This window comes from Rhodococcus aetherivorans (genome assembly GCF_025722975.1).
GTDB lineage: Bacteria > Actinomycetota > Actinomycetes > Mycobacteriales > Mycobacteriaceae > Rhodococcus > Rhodococcus aetherivorans.
On record NZ_CP106982.1, the window covers coordinates 3,443,205 to 3,457,942 of the forward strand.

The 14,738-nt window shown below is 73.8% G+C and carries 16 protein-coding genes and 2 tRNA genes; 10 read left to right on the forward strand and 8 right to left on the reverse strand.

What is annotated here, in order from left to right:
* Nucleotides 1-140: 140 nt before the first annotated feature.
* From mshC to OCS65_RS15445, 5 genes are read right to left on the reverse strand one after another with little or no spacing between them, the layout of a single operon-like run.
* Entirely contained in the window at nt 141-1,382 is a 1,242-nt protein-coding gene (mshC, locus tag OCS65_RS15425) for a cysteine--1-D-myo-inosityl 2-amino-2-deoxy-alpha-D-glucopyranoside ligase (protein WP_006939365.1), read from the reverse strand.
* A gap of 51 nt (nt 1,383-1,433) precedes the next feature.
* Nucleotides 1,434-2,237 carry an SCO1664 family protein gene (locus tag OCS65_RS15430; RefSeq protein ID WP_050035239.1) on the reverse strand — a complete coding sequence of 268 codons (804 nt, stop codon included), beginning with the start codon at nt 2,235-2,237 and terminating at the stop codon, nt 1,434-1,436.
* Nucleotides 2,238-2,241: 4 nt separating this feature from the next.
* Complete coding sequence (locus OCS65_RS15435) at nt 2,242-2,826, reverse strand: DUF3090 domain-containing protein (protein ID WP_006939363.1); 585 nt, start codon at nt 2,824-2,826, stop codon at nt 2,242-2,244.
* 42 nt (nt 2,827-2,868) lie between these two features.
* Entirely contained in the window at nt 2,869-3,549 is a 681-nt protein-coding gene (locus OCS65_RS15440) for a histidine phosphatase family protein (protein ID WP_006939362.1), read from the reverse strand.
* Between the two features lie 56 nt (nt 3,550-3,605).
* Nucleotides 3,606-4,451, reverse strand: a complete 846-nt coding sequence (locus OCS65_RS15445) for an undecaprenyl-diphosphate phosphatase (RefSeq protein WP_170914091.1) — start codon at nt 4,449-4,451, stop codon at nt 3,606-3,608.
* Nucleotides 4,452-4,642: 191 nt separating this feature from the next.
* Between OCS65_RS15445 and OCS65_RS15450 the strand changes: the two genes are divergently transcribed.
* The 5 genes from OCS65_RS15450 to OCS65_RS15470 all read left to right on the forward strand — a co-directional run bounded on the left by OCS65_RS15450 (nt 4,643) and on the right by OCS65_RS15470 (nt 9,346).
* Nucleotides 4,643-5,581, forward strand: a complete 939-nt coding sequence (locus tag OCS65_RS15450; protein ID WP_029543698.1) for an aldo/keto reductase — start codon at nt 4,643-4,645, stop codon at nt 5,579-5,581.
* Nucleotides 5,582-5,689: 108 nt separating this feature from the next.
* Nucleotides 5,690-6,364, forward strand: coding sequence for a biliverdin-producing heme oxygenase (locus tag OCS65_RS15455; protein ID WP_006939358.1), 675 nt, complete (start codon nt 5,690-5,692; stop codon nt 6,362-6,364).
* Nucleotides 6,361-7,371 (forward strand): heme/hemin ABC transporter substrate-binding protein, encoded by a 1,011-nt coding sequence (locus tag OCS65_RS15460; protein WP_006939356.1) that lies wholly within the window; start codon nt 6,361-6,363, stop codon nt 7,369-7,371. The genes OCS65_RS15455 and OCS65_RS15460 overlap by 4 nt, the downstream gene beginning before the upstream one ends.
* On the forward strand, nt 7,368-8,447 hold the full coding sequence (locus OCS65_RS15465) for a FecCD family ABC transporter permease (RefSeq protein ID WP_006939355.1): 1,080 nt from the start codon (nt 7,368-7,370) through the stop codon (nt 8,445-8,447). The genes OCS65_RS15460 and OCS65_RS15465 overlap by 4 nt, the downstream gene beginning before the upstream one ends.
* The gene (locus OCS65_RS15470) at nt 8,444-9,346 is read left to right on the forward strand and encodes a heme ABC transporter ATP-binding protein (RefSeq protein WP_006939353.1); all 903 of its coding nucleotides are present in this window, start codon (nt 8,444-8,446) and stop codon (nt 9,344-9,346) included. Before OCS65_RS15465 ends, OCS65_RS15470 begins: the two co-directional genes overlap by 4 nt.
* Here the strand turns inward: OCS65_RS15470 and OCS65_RS15475 are convergent.
* Nucleotides 9,299-9,646 (reverse strand): hypothetical protein, encoded by a 348-nt coding sequence (locus OCS65_RS15475; protein WP_006939351.1) that lies wholly within the window; start codon nt 9,644-9,646, stop codon nt 9,299-9,301. The genes OCS65_RS15470 and OCS65_RS15475 overlap by 48 nt on opposite strands.
* A gap of 138 nt (nt 9,647-9,784) precedes the next feature.
* Here OCS65_RS15475 and OCS65_RS15480 point away from each other — a divergent pair, with 138 nt between their 5' ends.
* Genes OCS65_RS15480 through OCS65_RS15490 form a run of 3 tightly spaced genes read left to right on the forward strand, consistent with a single transcriptional unit; the run spans nt 9,785 to nt 12,164 of the window.
* Entirely contained in the window at nt 9,785-10,792 is a 1,008-nt protein-coding gene (locus tag OCS65_RS15480; protein ID WP_006939349.1) for an NHL repeat-containing protein, read from the forward strand.
* Nucleotides 10,792-11,052, forward strand: a complete 261-nt coding sequence (locus OCS65_RS15485) for a DUF5703 family protein (protein WP_006939347.1) — start codon at nt 10,792-10,794, stop codon at nt 11,050-11,052. Before OCS65_RS15480 ends, OCS65_RS15485 begins: the two co-directional genes overlap by 1 nt.
* A 41-nt stretch (nt 11,053-11,093) precedes the next feature.
* Nucleotides 11,094-12,164 carry a quinone-dependent dihydroorotate dehydrogenase gene (locus tag OCS65_RS15490; protein ID WP_006939345.1) on the forward strand — a complete coding sequence of 357 codons (1,071 nt, stop codon included), beginning with the start codon at nt 11,094-11,096 and terminating at the stop codon, nt 12,162-12,164.
* Between the two features lie 110 nt (nt 12,165-12,274).
* Here the strand turns inward: OCS65_RS15490 and OCS65_RS15495 are convergent, their stop codons facing one another.
* Both OCS65_RS15495 and OCS65_RS15500 read right to left on the reverse strand, forming a co-directional pair.
* Complete coding sequence (locus OCS65_RS15495; RefSeq protein WP_006939343.1) at nt 12,275-12,808, reverse strand: YbhB/YbcL family Raf kinase inhibitor-like protein; 534 nt, start codon at nt 12,806-12,808, stop codon at nt 12,275-12,277.
* A gap of 29 nt (nt 12,809-12,837) precedes the next feature.
* The gene (locus tag OCS65_RS15500) at nt 12,838-14,199 is read right to left on the reverse strand and encodes a M20/M25/M40 family metallo-hydrolase (RefSeq protein WP_006939341.1); all 1,362 of its coding nucleotides are present in this window, start codon (nt 14,197-14,199) and stop codon (nt 12,838-12,840) included.
* A gap of 113 nt (nt 14,200-14,312) precedes the next feature.
* On the opposite strand from OCS65_RS15500, the gene OCS65_RS15505 reads away from it, so the two are divergent.
* Nucleotides 14,313-14,398, forward strand: a tRNA-Leu gene (locus OCS65_RS15505).
* Between the two features lie 225 nt (nt 14,399-14,623).
* Nucleotides 14,624-14,709 (forward strand) — tRNA-Leu (locus OCS65_RS15510).
* Nucleotides 14,710-14,738: the final 29 nt, after the last annotated feature.

Here is a 14,738-nt window from a genome sequence, read left to right on the forward strand (position 1 = left end):
CCGTCACATCGCAACAACCTTCCTGAACCTATCGGGCCGCAGCGACGCACTCCTGGACCGGCACGCTCCACACTATGAGTCGAAAGTGCACATCTGCCTTGGCCTGTCGTGACGAAATGTGCACGTTCGACAAACCAGCTTCAGCGCAGCGGGATGCCGAGCAGGGCGTCGACGGCGTTCGCGAACGCGACGGGCGCGGAGGTGTCGTCGCCGCCGCGGTCGACGGCGAAGCGGGCCCAGGCGTCGAGGGCGTCGAGGGCCTTGGGGGTGTCGAGGTCGTCGGCGAGGTGCTGACGCAGCCGCGCGATGGTGTCGTCGGCGGACTGGGCCGAGCCCAGGGCCGCGGCGTCGCGCCACAGGGCGAGGCGGGCCTGGGCGTCGGCGAGGACCTGATCGGTCCAGGCGCGGTCGGTGCGGTAGTGCCCGGCGAGCAGGCCCAGGCGGAGGGCGGCGGGGTCGACGCCCTGGCCGCGGAGCTTGGAGACGAACACGAGGTTGCCGCGGGACTTGGACATCTTCTCGCCGTCGAGGCCGATCATCCCGGTGTGCACGTAGTGCCGGGCGAAGCGGCGGTCGCCGGTGACTGCCTCGGCGTGGGCAGCGGAGAATTCGTGGTGGGGGAAGATCAGGTCGCTGCCGCCGCCCTGGACGTCGAAGCCGCTGCCGATGCGGTTGAGGGCGATGGCGGCGCATTCGATGTGCCAGCCGGGGCGGCCGTCGCCGAACGGGGACGGCCAGGCCGGTTCGCCGGGCCGCTGCGCGCGCCAGAGCAGGGCGTCGAGCGGGTCGCGCTTGCCGGGCCGGTCGGGGTCGCCGCCGCGTTCGGCGAAGAAGTGCTCCATGGTGGCGCGGTCGTAGCCGGATTCGTAGCCGAACTGCTCGGTGGCGTCGGCGCGGAAGTACACGTCGGGGTATTCGGCGTCGTCGACGATGTACGCGGCGCCGGAGGCGACGAGTTTCTCGACCAGTTCGACGACCTCGCCGACGGATTCGACGGCGCCGATGTAGTCGCGGGGCGGCAGGACGCGCAGCGCCTCCATGTCCTCGCGGAACAGGGCGGTCTCGCGCATGCCGAGGACGATCCAGTCTTCGCCGTCGCGGGCGGCCCGTTCGAACAGCGGGTCGTCGACGTCGGTGACGTTCTGGACGTAGTGCACGTCGTGGCCGGCGTCGCGCCACACGCGGTGGACCAGGTCGAAGGCGAGGTAGGTGGCGGCGTGACCGAGGTGGGTGGCGTCGTAGGGGGTAATGCCGCAGACGTACATCGTGGCCGTGGGGCCCGGGGTGACGGGGCGGACCGCGCGATCGGCGGTGTCGTACAGCCGGAGCGGGGGGCCCTGACCGGGGACGGACGGGAGCGCGATGTCGGACCATGACAGCATGCGCACGAGCCTAGTAGAGGGCGCGGGCGGCTCCGGACGGAGGCCGGGTCCTCAGAACGCCGGCCAGGGGATGCGCCGCTCTCCGACCGGGCGGGGCATGACGGGGCGGCGGAGCAGGGCGCCGACGCGGCCCCGCAGGGCGGCGACCTCGCCGGCGGTGATGTGGGTGCCCAGCCGCTGCCCGAGTTCGCCGTCGAGTTCGCGGGCGAGTTTGTCCAGGTCGACGAGCAGCGACGGGTCGACCTGGCTGCCGGCCCAGCCCCACAGCACGGTGCGCAGCTTGTTCTCCCGATGCAGGCAGATGCCGTGGTCGACGCCGTACACGCCGCCGTCGACGCCCTCGAGGGCGTGCCCGCCCTTGCGGTCGGCGTTGTTGAGGATCACGTCGAGCACGGCCATGCGCTGCAGTCGCGGGTCGTCGGCGTGGACGAGGACGACGTCGGTGCCGTCGAGATCGCGGGCGCGCAGGACGGGCAGCCAGCCGGGCGGGACGGCGTCGATCGGGCACAGGTCGACCAGGTCGAGGCGGCCGGGCGGGTCGGCGGGGTCGGGGGTGTCGATCCACCGCTGCACCATGCCGGTCCCGAAGGGTCCCTCGCGCAGCACGGTGGTGGGGATGACGCCCCAGCCGAGGGCCTCGGAGACGAGGTAGGAGGCCACCTCCCGGCCGGCGAGGGTGCCGTCGGGGAAGTCCCACAGGGGCCGTTCGCCGCGGACGGGCTTGTACACGCAGCGCACGGTGGTCGCGTCGAGGGTGGCGTCGCACACCAGGGTGGCGTTGCTGGCGTGCACGACGCGGCCGACCACGGTGAGTTCGCCGTCGGTGAGCACGGTGCGGACGTCGGGGCTGCCCACCGGCTCAGGTCTCCTCGCCGAGCCAGGCGGCGGGGTCGAAGCCCTCGGTGCGCAGGTACCCGTTGGTGCGTACGCAGATGTGGCCGCCGCCGACCGGTTCGCCGCACAGCGGGCACGGGGTGCGGCCGGCGGCGACGACGAGTTCGGACCGGGCGGCGAATTCGCGGGCCTGCTGGGGGGTGAGGAAGACGCGGACCGCGTCCGGGCCCTCCTCGGCGTCGTCGAGGACGACGGACTCGTCGACTTCGGTCTCGGTGACGGCGAGCAGCTCGACGACGACGTTGCCGCTGTCGGCGTCCCAGCCCAGGCCCATGGTCCCGACGCGGAACTCCGCGTCGATGGGGGTGACGAGCGGACTGATGTCGACGTCCGCGTCCTCGGGCAGGTCCGTGCCGAAGCGGCGGTGCACCTCCTCGAGCAGCAGGCCCATGCGGTCGGCGAGGATCTGCACCTGCTGCTTCTCGAGCATCACGCTCACCACCCGGGAGGCGTGCACGGCCTGCAGATAGAACACCCGGTCGCCGGGTTCACCGACGGTGCCGGCGACGAACCGGTCCGGGGTCCGGAAGACATGTATCGCGCGGGCCATCGCACCTCCTCGTTGTCGAATCCATCCGGTGTCGCTCTCCCATTATCCGCCGCGGGGACCGACCTCCCCGCCCGGCACGGGCGCCGGTTGCGCCGGCGGCGCGAGCCCGGACAGGTCCGAGCCGGTGTCGTTGACGCGCAGCACGAACGGGCGGGTCTCGGTGTAGCGGACGACGCTGAGGGAGGCGGGCTCGGCGACGATGCGCTGATAGCCGTCGAGGTGCGTGCCGAGCGCGTCGGCGAGGACGGCCTTGATGACGTCGCCGTGGGTGCAGGCGATCCAGACGACGTCGCCGCCGTGGGCGGCGGCGAGGCGGCCGTCGTGTTCGCGGACGGCGGTGACGGCGCGGGCCTGGACCTGTGCGAGGCCTTCGCCGTCGGGGAACACCGCGGCGGAGGCGTGCTGCTGGACCACCTTCCACAGCGGTTCCTTCAGCAGGTCACCGAGTTCGCGGCCGGTCCACTGCCCGTAGTCCACCTCGACGAGGCGGTCGTCGACGAGGGGGGTCAGGCCGCGGTCGGCGGCGAGGGGGGTCACCGTCTGGCGGCAGCGCAGCAGCGGCGAGTGCACGATCTCGGCGATGGTGAGGCCGGCGAGCCGGTCGACGAGGCCCTTGGCCTGGATGTGGCCCATCTCGTCGAGTTCGACGCCGGGGGTGCGGCCGGCGAGGACCCGGGAGGTGTTCGCCGTCGAGCGCCCGTGCCGCAGCAGGATGACCGTCATGAAGCCAGCCTAATGGGCCGGGCGCCCGACGAGCGGGCCCGGCGTGGGTCCCGGGGTCAGGTGGCCGAGATGGTGCCGGTGGCGAGCAGGGCCAGGACGACGGCGCCGAGGGCGATGCGGTAGCCGACGAACCAGTACATCGAGTGGTTGACGACGAACCTGAGCAACCAGGCGATCGAGGCGTAGCCGACGGCGAATGCGACGGCGGTGGCGACGAACAGCTGGGCGCCGGAGGCGTTGAGGCCCTCCCCGGCGGGTTCGAACGCGTCCGGGAGGCTGAACAGGCCGGAGGCGACGACGGCGGGGATGGCGAGCAGGAACGAGTACCGGGCGGCGGCCTCGCGGGTCAGGCCGAGGAACAGGCCGGCGCTGATGGTGCCGCCGGAGCGGGACACCCCGGGGATCAGGGCCAGCGCCTGCGCGCTGCCCATGAGGATGCCGTCGCGGAGGGTGAGTTCGTCGAGCTTGCGGGTCTTGCGGCCGTAGCGTTCGGCGGCGGCGATGACGAGGGCGAACACGATGAGCATGGTGGCGATGAGCCACAGGTTGCGGGCGCCGGTGCGGATCTGGTCCTTGAACAGGAATCCGAGGACGCCGACGGGGATGGTGCCGACGATCACGTACCAGCCCATGCGGTAGTCGAGGTCGCTGCGGTGTTCGCGGTGGGCGAGGCCACGGAACCACGCGGCGACGATGCGGACGATGTCCTTGCCGAAGAAGACCAGGACGGCCGCCTCGGTGCCGAGCTGGGTGACGGCGGTGAAGGACGCGCCGGCGTCGGTGCCGAAGAAGATCTCCGAGACGATCCGCAGGTGGCCGGAGGACGAGATCGGGAGGAACTCGGTCAGACCCTGCACGAGGCCGAGGACGAGGGTCTGGAGCCAGGTCATGGATTCGCCGATCACGCGGCGACCTCCGGGTGATCGTGGGGACGGTCGCCGGGGGTGGGGTCGATTTTCACCTGGGCGAGGGTACGCGGCGCGGCGGAACGGTTTTCGCGGCCTCGCGGCACTAGGGTGCTGGGTCAGGGGCGGCGGTCGCGGCTGCGGCGGATCGGCCCCGTCGGTCGGATGGTCACGAGGCGCGGGCGGATATGGAACACAGAACGGTGGGTGCGAGCGGGCTGCGGGTCTCGCGGCTCGGTCTGGGCACCCTGAGCTGGGGACGCGGCACGGACGGGGACGAGGCGGCGGCGCAGCTGTCGGCGTTCGTCGACGCCGGCGGCACCCTGGTCGACACGTCCCCCGCCTACGGCGACGGGGTGGCACAGCGGATCCTGGCGGAGCTGCTCGACGACGTGGTGCCGCGGGATCAGCTGGTGGTGTCCGGCAGCTCGGGCATCGACACCTCGAAGGTCGGGGCGGGCCGGGTGGACTGTTCCCGTGCGGGCCTGCTCACGCAGCTGGACCGCACGTTGCGGGAGCTGGGCACCGACCACCTGGACCTGTGGCAGGTGGCGACGTGGGATCCGCGGACGCCGGTCGACGAGGTCGCGGCGGCGCTGGAGTTCGCGGTGACCAGCGGCCGGGCCCGGTACGTGGGGGTGCGTGGGTACCTGGGCTGGCAGCTGGCGACGGCCGCGGCGGTGGCGACGCGCCACGCGCCGCTGGTGGCGACGCAGGTGGAGTACTCGCTGCTCGCGCGCGGGGTCGAGGAGGAGCTGATCCCGGCGGCGCTGCACCACGGGGTGGGGGTGTTCGCGGCGGTGCCGCTGGCGGGCGGGGTGTTGACGGGCAAGTACCGCGACGGCATCCCGGCGGACTCGCGCGGCGCCGACGACGTGCACACCGAGGAGGTGCGCAGCTATCTGACCGAGCCGGCGGCGCGGGTGGTCGAGGCGGTGGCGACGGCCGCGGACGGGCTCGGGACGTCGCCGCTGGCGGTGGCGCTGGCGTGGGTGCGGGACCGGCCGGCGGTGGCGTCCACGGTGGTCGGCGCGCGGGATCTGGCGCAGCTGACCGGGGTGCTGGTGGCCGAGGAGCTGGAGTTGCCGGCCGCGATCGCGGCCGCGCTCGACGACGTCAGTGCGTGACCTCGGACACGTCGCCCCCCGGATCCGCCGCCGGGTCAGGTTAGCCTGTCTTCTAGGTCGGCGTGGGTGCGCCGACGGTGGACGTCGGGCACGAGGAGGAACCGGTCGATGACCGCGATCGAGGTCACGGGGTTCGCGGAACGGCTCCGGCGCGAGACGGCGCAGGCGCACAGCGATACCGAGAACGCGCAGTTCGTCACCGAACTGCTGGCCGGCCGGCTCACCCGGGAGGGCTACGCGGCGCTGCTCGCCCAGTCGTGGTTCGTCTACGAGGCGCTCGAGCGGGTGGGCCGGGGCCACGCCGGCGACCCGATCGCCGGGCCCTTCCTGGACGACGCGTTGCTGCGCACCCCGGCGCTCGAGGCGGATCTGACGTTCCTGCTCGGCCCGCGGTGGCGGGAGACGATCGCGCCGCTGCCCGCGGCCGAGCGGTACGTCGCGCGGCTCGAGCGGGTGGCCGCGGCGCGGCCGGAGGTGTTCCTGGCCCACCACTACCTGCGGTATCTGGGGGACCTGTCCGGCGGCCAGATCATCCGGCGCATGCTCGAGCGGGCCTACGGGTTCGACCGGGACGGGCTGCGGTTCTACATCTTCGACGACATTCCCAAGCCCAAACCGTTCAAGGACGCCTACCGGGCGAAGCTGGACGCGGCGCCGCTCGACGAGGTGCAGCAGCGCACGGTGATCGACGAGGCCAACCTCGTGTTCGGGCTCAACGGCGACCTGTTCGCCGACCTGGCCGCCGACCTCGATCGGTACCGCACGACCCCTCCCCTGCCATGACGCGGCGCGGCCTCTTCGCGTTCCTCGCCGCGGCGCTCGCGCTCGTCGCGCTCGTCGCCGGCTGTTCGGCCGCCCCGACCGGGGGTGCCGGGACCGGGGCGCGCACCGCGGTGGTGGACGACCCGAACCCGCGGCCGATCACCGAGGCTCCCGCCCCGGCGCTGCCGGTGACGGTCCGCAGCGTCGACGGCGCCGAGGTCACCGTCACCGACGTCGCCCGCATCGTCACCGCCGATCGGTCGGGCACCCTCGCGCAGACCGTGTTCGCCCTCGGTCTGGGGGACCGGCTGGTGGGGCGGTCGACGGCGGGTTTCCCCGCCGTCGAGCAGGTGCCCAATGTCACCCCCGGTGGGCACGGGCTCTCGGCCGAGGCGATCCTGGCCCTGGCCCCGACGGTGGTGCTGACCGACACGTCGGTCGGCCCGCTGGCGGTGCAGGAGCAGCTTCGGGCCGCGGGCGTGCCGGTGGTGTTCGTCGACCCGCGCCGCACGCTGGCGACGGTCGGCGAGCAGATCCGTTTCGTGGCCCGGGCCCTCGGCGTGCCCGCGGCGGGTGAGGCCCTGGCCCAGCGCACCGACGACGAGATCGCCGCGGCCCGCGCGGCCGTGCCGGACGACGGCGACCGCCCGACCGTGGCGTTCCTGTACCTGCGCGGGTCGGCGATCAAGATGCTCGGCGGTCCCGGGTCGGGCGCCGACGCGCTCGTCGAGGCCCTCGGTGGCCGCGACGCGGGCACCGTCGCCGGCTTGACCTCCGAGTTCACCCCGATCACCAGCGAGGCGATGATCGCGTCCGCCCCCGATGTGATCTTGATCATGACCGAGAGCCTCGCCTCCGTCGGCGGACCCGCGGGGCTCGCCCAGCTGCCCGGCGTCGCGCAGACCCCCGCCGGGCGCGACGGCAACGTCGTCGACATGGCCGACTCGGTGCTGCTGAGCTTCGGCCCGGACACCGGGCGGGTGCTCGCCGCGCTCGCCGCTGCGCTCTACCCCGCCGCGCCGGCATGAGCGCCGTCGACACCGCCGCGCCCGCCCGGCTGCCCGCCGCGCACCGCGGCCGGACCGCCGCGGTGGTCGCGGGCCTGACGGTCGCGCTGCTGGTGCTGGCGGTGCTCTCGGCGTGCCTCGGGCAGGTGCCCACGTCGCCGGCCGAGGTGATCGGCAGCGTGCTGCACCGCGCCGGGCTCGACCTGGGGCCGCTGCCCGCCCACCCGGCCGGGGAGGTCACGCTGTGGGAGGTGCGGTTCCCGCGGGTGGTGCTGGCCGTCCTGGTCGGCGCGTCGCTGGGCTGCGCGGGGGCCCTGTTGCAGGGGGTGTTCGCCAACCCGCTGGCCGAGCCCGGCGTGATCGGCGTGTCCGCGGGCGCCGCCGTCGGCGCGTGCGCCGCGATCGTGCTCGGCGGCGCGTTCACCGCCGGATGGGCCCTGGCCGGCGCCGCGTTCGCCACCGGTCTGCTGACCACGAGCCTGGTCTACGTGCTCTCGCGTTCCGAGGGCCGCACCGAGGTGGTGACGGTCATCCTCACCGGCGTGGCGGTCAACGCGTTCGCCGGCGGCCTGATCGCCCTGTTCACCTTCGTCGCCACCCCCGCCGCCCGCGACCAGATCGTCTTCTGGCAGCTCGGCAGCCTGGGCGGGGCCACGTGGGACGTCGTGGCGGTGGTCGCGCCGCTGGCGCTGGGCGGGATCGCGGCGGCCGTCGTGCTCGCCCCGAAGCTGGACCTGCTCGCCCTCGGCGAGCACGTCGCGCGGCATCTCGGTGTCGACGTCGAACGGGTGCGGCAGGCCGCCATCGTGATCGTCGCCGTGCTGGTGTGCTCCGGGGTCGCGTTCACCGGCATCATCCTGTTCGTCGGCCTCGTGGTGCCGCACCTGATGCGGATCGCGCTCGGGCCCGCGCACCGCGTGCTGATCCCCGCCGCCGCGCTGTGCGGCGCGGTGGTGCTGCTGGCCGCGGACCTCGGCGCCCGCACCCTGGTGGAGAACGCGGACCTGCCGCTGGGCATGCTGACCTCGCTGGTCGGCGGCCCGGTGTTCTTCTGGATGCTGCGCCGCACCCGGGCGCGCCAGGGAGGCTGGGCGTGAGCCCGCGCCTGCCGTGGCCGGACCGGCACGTGCCGGCCCGTGCCGGCCGCGGCGCGGTGACGCTGCGCGCCGCCGGGGTGCGGGTCCGCCGCGGGGACCGCGTCGTCCTCGACGGCGTCGACCTCGAGGTGCGGGTCGGGGAGGTGCTCGCGCTCGTCGGCCCCAACGGCGCCGGCAAGTCCACCCTGCTGGCCGCGCTCGCCGGCGACCATCCCGTCGCCGCGGGCCGCGTGGCGGTCGGCGACCGCCCGCTGGAGGAGTTCTCGGCCGCCGCCCTGGCACGTCGACGGGCGGTGCTGCCGCAGCAGCACGCCGTCGGCTTCGCGTTCACCGCGCTGGAGGTGGTGCGGATGGGTCGCGCGGCGTGGGCGCGCACCGGGCGCAGCCGGGACGACGACGCCCTGGTGGCGGCCGCGCTGACCGAGGCCGACGTCACGCATCTGGCGCACCGGCCGTTCCCCGCGCTCTCCGGCGGCGAACGGGCCCGGGTGGCGCTGGCGCGGGTACTGGCCCAGGACACCGAGACGCTGCTGCTCGACGAGCCCACCGCCGCGCTCGATCTGGGCCATCAGGAGACGGTGATGCAGGTGGTGCGGGCCCGCGCCGACGCGGGTACCGCCGTCGTGGTGGTGCTGCACGACCTGGACCTGGCCGCGGCGTACGCCGACCGGATCTGCGTGCTCGAACGGGGCCGCGTTGCCGCCGACGGCCCGCCCGCGCAGGTGCTGACCGGCGAGCTGCTCACCCGCGTGTACGACTACCCGGTGCGGGTCCACGCCCATCCCGAGACCGGCGCACCGCTGGTGCTGCCGCACCGGCCGCCGCGGCACCGCGAGGCGGGTGCGGCGGGGTCAGCGGCCCGGCAGCAGCCCGAGCACGCGGTCGAGCAGCGTCGGTGACCGGCACGGCCGGGCGCGCGCGACGGTGTCCCGCACCGCCGCCACCACGCTGCGTTCGTCGGCGAGGTCGATCTCCGCGACCGACGCCCGGGCCCGGGCGATCACGTCCGCCGCGGTGGGGACGGCGACACGGCCCGCGGGCCGGTACACCTCCACCCGCAGCGTCTTGCGGCGCACCCGGAACGAGAACGGCTGTCCCTCGTCGGTGCGACCGAACCCGTGCGCGTGGACGCCCGGGCTGACGTATTCGACGGCGAAGCCGTCGGCGGGCACGTCGGCCGAGCCGGTGGGCCAGGTCACATCGGTCTCCTCGCGGGGTGGAGGGCGGGCGAGGCGCCTGCGGCGGCGCCGCGGCGATCAGGAACACTGGGGGTCGGGTGCGGGGCCGGCGACGGTGCCGCCCCGGACCGACCGTGGACGAGTACGAGGAGCGAGACGATGGGCAGACCGGCAGCACGTGGCGCCGCCGCGGCGGTGGGGTTCGCGTTGGCGCTGGTCACCGGGTGTTCCTCCTCGAACAGCGGCGACAACCTGCCCACCATCGACGCGGCCACGCCGGCCGTGGCTCCGGCGCCGGCCGTCCCGCCGGCGGGAACGGTGCAGGCGCTGGGCCGTGCCGTCGACGCCCTCACCGTCGATCCTGGCACGAGTACGGTCGCCGCGCTCACCGACGACGGGTCGCGGCTGCTGCTGCTCGGGGCCGCCGATCCGGCCGCGGCGCCCCGCGAGGTCGCGCTGCCGGCCGCGGCGGTGACCGTGGTTCCCGGGGCCGACGGCGAGGTCCTGGCCCCCGGTCCCGGAGTCGTCGCGCGGGTGGATGTGCGGGCGGGCACCGTCGCCGAGGTGCCGGTCGACGGCGACGCCCGCGCCGCGGCCGTGCTGGCGGACGGCCGCCTCGCCGTGGGCACCGCCGACGGTGTCACCCACGTCGTCGACCCGTCTGGTGCGACGCAGACCGTCCCCGGCCTGGCCTCGGTCGACGCGCTCGCCGCGGTGGGCACGTCGCTCGCCGCCCTGGACCGTCGCCAGACCTCGCTGACCGAGGTCGACGTCGCCGACGGTGATCTGGGGCTGGCGTTGCGCGCCGGGGAGGGCGCCACGCAGCTGACCACCGATCCGTTCGGCCGGGTGCTGGTGACCGACACCCGCGGCGGGGAACTGCACGTGTACACCCTCGACCCGCTGGTGCTGCGCCAGCGTTACCCGGTGCCGAACGCCCCGTACGGCGTCGCCTACGACACCGCGAACGATCTCGTGTGGGTCACCTCGACCGGCAGCAACGAGGTCATCGGCTACGATCTGTCGACCGGGATTCCGCAGGAGCGGGGCCGGTACGCGACGGTGCGGCAACCGAACTCGGTGGCGGTCGACGCCACCGACGCGGTCCTGGTGATCGGGTCCGCGACCGGGGACGGACTGCAGCGGATCCCGATCGGGGGTGTGTGATGGCAGGGGCACGCGAGGTGGGCGGCCGGTGGACCCGGCTGCCGGTGGGCTGGGACACCAGCAACGACGAGTACGAGTACGTGCCGCTGCGGCTGCCGCGCGACGTGTCCCGGGTCAGCGCGTCGCTGCGGCTCGCCATCCAGGCCGAGTTCCACGGCTGGGAGCTGACGCGGGTGCGGCTGTATCCCGACGGCAGCCGCCGGGTGCTGCTGCGCCGCCGCAAGACCGGCCACCACGTTCCCGAACCCACCGTTCGTTGACGCCGACCCCGGGCACCGCCCGGGCCTGCAGGGAGTGTTACGTGTATCGCTTGTTCCTTCGACTGCTGTTCCTGCTGCCGCCGGAGCGGATCCACCACATCGCGTTCACGGCGATGCGGCTCGCGACCCGGGTCCCGCCGCTGCGGGCGCTGATCGCGAAGGTCCTCGTCGTCGACGATCCGGTGCTGCGCAACACGGTGTTCGGGGTGACGTTCCCGGCCCCGCTCGGCCTCGCGGCCGGCTTCGACAAGGACGCCGCCGGGGTGAACGCCTGGGGCCCCCTCGGCTTCGGGTTCGCCGAGATCGGCACCGTCACCGCCCAGGCGCAGCCCGGCAACCCGGCGCCCCGGCTGTTCCGCCTGCCCGCGGACCGGGCGCTGATCAACCGGATGGGCTTCAACAACCACGGGGCCGGGGAGGCCGCGAACCGCCTGCGCACCCGCGTGCACACCGTCCCCATCGGCGCGAACATCGGCAAGACCAAGATCGTCGCGCCCGGGGACGCCGCCGACGACTACACCGCCAGCGCGCGGCTGCTCGGCCCGCTCGCCGACTTCCTCGTCGTCAACGTCTCCTCCCCCAACACGCCCGGGCTGCGGGACCTGCAGGCGGTCGAGTCGCTGCGGCCGCTGCTCGCGGCGGTGCTGGACACCGTGCACGTGCCGGTCCTGGTGAAGATCGCCCCCGACCTGTCCGACGACGACATCGACGCGGTGGCCGACCTCGCCGTCGAGCTCGGGCTGGCGGGCATCGTCGCCACCAACACCACCATCCGGCGGGACGGGCTGCGCACCGACCCGGCCCGGATCGCGGAGATCGGCGCCGGCGGCCTGTCCGGTCCGCCGGTCGCGGAGCGCTCGCTCGAGGTGCTGCGCCGGCTGCACGCGCGGGTCGGTGACCGGCTGGTGCTGATTTCGGTCGGCGGCGTCGAGACCGCCGAGCAGGCGTGGGAGCGGATCCTCGCCGGCGCGTCGCTGGTGCAGGGCTACACCGGTTTCATCTACGGCGGCCCGTTCTGGGCGCGCCGCATCCACAAGGGCCTCGCCCGCAAGGTGCGGGCCGCGGGCTTCGGTTCGGTCGCCGAGGCGGTCGGCGCGGACGCCCGCGTCTGATCCGCCGAGCCCGGCTCGGCGGGCCGGGACACGCCCGTCCGGACAGGCACACCCGTGCGGACGGGTGTGCCTGTCCGATTCCGGTGCGGAGGCGATCCGCGGAACGCGGTCTACTGCTCGAACGTGCCGTGCAGCGTCGCGCGCGCGATCGCGTGCGAGAACACGTTGAAGCCGAGGAACGCGGGCGTCGAGCCGGTGCCCACCCCGTCGAGCTTGTCCACGTCGAGGGCGTGCACGGCCACGATGTAGCGGTGCGGGCCGTGCCCGGCCGGCGGGGCCGCGCCGAGGAAGCGGTGCAGGCCGCCGTCGTTCTTCAGGGTGACCGCGCCCTCGGGCAGGCCGGAGCCGGTGTCGTCGCCGGCGCCGGCGGGCAGCGACGTCACCGAGGCCGGGATGTTCGCCACCGCCCAGTGCCAGAACCCGGACGCGGTCGGCGCGTCGGGGTCGAACACGGTGACGACGAAGCTCTTGGTCTCGGGGGGAAAGCCCGACCACGACAGCTGCGGGGAGATGTCCTGCCCGCCGGGAACCCCGAAGATCCCGCTGGCCTGTGCCGGCTTCAGCGGCCGACCGTCGGTGATGTCCTCGCTGGTGAGCTCGAACGTGGGCAGGTCGGGCAGCGGCGCGTACGGGTCGTGGGCCATACCGGTCCTTTCTCTGGGTGCTGGTGTGCTCAGGCGTGCAGCAGGAAGTGTTCCATGACGCGGGTGCCGAAACGCAGCGCGTCGACCGGTACACGCTCGTCCACCCCGTGGAACAGCGCGGCGAAATCCAGCTCCGGGGGCAACTGCAGCGGGGCGAACCCGAAGCAGCGGATGCCGAGCTTGGCGAAGGCCTTCGCGTCGGTGCCGCCGGAGAGCATGTAGGGCACGGTCCGGCCGAGGGGATCGTGGGCGAGGATCGCCGCGTTCATCGCCTCGACGAGGTCGCCGTCGAATGTGGTCTCGTACGAGTCGAGGTCGGTGATCCACTCGCGGGTGACGTCCGGGCCGATCAGTTCGTCGACGGTGCGTTCGAACTCGGCGCGCCGGCCCGGCAGGATGCGGCAGTCGACGACGGCCTGCGCCGTCTGGGGAATGACGTTCGCCTTGTACCCGGCGTCGAGCATGGTGGGGTTGGCGGTGTCGCGCAGGGTGGCGCCGACGATGCGGGCGATGGACCCGAGTTTGGCGAGGGTGCCGTCGAGGTCGGGCGAGGCTGGATCGAAGTCGAGTCCGGTCTCCTCGGCGACGGCGGCGAGGAACTCGGCGACGGAGTCGGTCAGCACGAGCGGGAAGGTGTGGGTGCCGAGCCGGGCGACGGCCCGGGCGAGGGCGGTGACGGCGTTGTCCTCGTGCAGGAACGAGCCGTGGCCGGCGCGGCCCTTGGCGGTCAGCCGCATCCAGCCGAGGCCCTTCTCGGCGGTCTCGACGAGGTAGAGGCGGCGCTCCCCGCCGTCCCGGCGCGGCACGGTCAGGGAGAATCCGCCGACCTCGCCGACGGCCTCGGTGATGCCGTCGAACAGGTCGGGGCGGTGCCGCACGAGCCAGTGGCTGCCGTAGGTGCCGCCGGCCTCCTCGTCGGCGAGGAACGCGAAGACCAGGTCGCGCGGCGGCACGATGTTCTCGGCCTTGAATCGGCGGGCGACGGCCAGCATCATCCCGACCATGTCCTTCATGTCGACCGCGCCGCGACCCCAGACGTAGCCGTTCTCGACGGCGCCGGAGAAGGGGTGCACGCTCCAGTCGGCCGGTTCGGCGGGGACCACGTCGAGGTGCCCGTGCAGCAGCAGTGCGCCCCGGGACGGGTCGGCACCCGGCAGGCGGGCGAACACGTTGCCCCGGCCGGGAGCCCCGGATTCGACGTATTCGGTGGTGTAGCCGACCTCCTCGAGCCGCGCCGCCACCCACATCGCGCAGTCCCGTTCGCCGCGGGTGGTGGCGAGGTCTCCGGTGTTGGAGGTGTCGAAGCGGATCAGCTGCGACACCAGGTCGACGACTTCGGCCTCGGCGCGGGATCCGCCGGCCGGCTGGGCGGGATTCGATGTTGTGGACACGGTCCCCTGTCTACCATCGATCTCGGCAAACACGCAGGTGGGCGGGGCGATTTGGGCGCCGCGACGCGGTGGGTTACTCTTTCACAGCGCCCGCGGAAGTGGGAGCGGAGCAGGTCCGAGTGGCGGAATGGCAGACGCGCTAGCTTGAGGTGCTAGTGTCCTATTAACGGACGTGGGGGTTCAAGTCCCCCCTCGGACACTCTGAGTTGAGACAGACGGCGAAGGCCCCGAACCGATCAGGTTCGGGGCCTTCGCCGTTGCGGCGCCGCGCGGCCGTCCGTCGGGCCCGGCGGCGCGCACCGCCGGAGCGTTCCCCCCCGGACGCCGGGGCGGCCGGACGCGGGCCGCTGACCAGCGGATTGGGACCGCGCGCCCGGGTGGGTTACGCTGAAACGGCACCCGCGGGAGCGGGGAGCATCAGCATGTCCGAGTGGCGGAATGGCAGACGCGCTAGCTTGAGGTGCTAGTGTCCTATTAACGGACGTGGGGGTTCAAGTCCCCCCTCGGACACTCCGAGTCGAGACAGACGGCGAAGGCCC

What these genes read in the sequence shown, in the direction of transcription:
- mshC (WP_006939365.1), bottom strand. Translation starts at nt 1,382, where the DNA reads ATGCTGTCATGGTCCGACATCGCGCTCCCGTCCGTCCCCGGTCAGGGC.
- OCS65_RS15435 (WP_006939363.1), bottom strand. Translation starts at nt 2,826, where the DNA reads ATGGCCCGCGCGATACATGTCTTCCGGACCCCGGACCGGTTCGTCGCC.
- OCS65_RS15440 (WP_006939362.1), bottom strand. Translation starts at nt 3,549, where the DNA reads ATGACGGTCATCCTGCTGCGGCACGGGCGCTCGACGGCGAACACCTCC.
- OCS65_RS15450 (WP_029543698.1), top strand. Translation starts at nt 4,643, where the DNA reads ATGGAACACAGAACGGTGGGTGCGAGCGGGCTGCGGGTCTCGCGGCTC.
- OCS65_RS15455 (WP_006939358.1), top strand. Translation starts at nt 5,690, where the DNA reads ATGACCGCGATCGAGGTCACGGGGTTCGCGGAACGGCTCCGGCGCGAG.
- OCS65_RS15460 (WP_006939356.1), top strand. Translation starts at nt 6,361, where the DNA reads ATGACGCGGCGCGGCCTCTTCGCGTTCCTCGCCGCGGCGCTCGCGCTC.
- OCS65_RS15465 (WP_006939355.1), top strand. Translation starts at nt 7,368, where the DNA reads ATGAGCGCCGTCGACACCGCCGCGCCCGCCCGGCTGCCCGCCGCGCAC.
- OCS65_RS15480 (WP_006939349.1), top strand. Translation starts at nt 9,785, where the DNA reads ATGGGCAGACCGGCAGCACGTGGCGCCGCCGCGGCGGTGGGGTTCGCG.
- OCS65_RS15485 (WP_006939347.1), top strand. Translation starts at nt 10,792, where the DNA reads ATGGCAGGGGCACGCGAGGTGGGCGGCCGGTGGACCCGGCTGCCGGTG.
- OCS65_RS15495 (WP_006939343.1), bottom strand. Translation starts at nt 12,808, where the DNA reads ATGGCCCACGACCCGTACGCGCCGCTGCCCGACCTGCCCACGTTCGAG.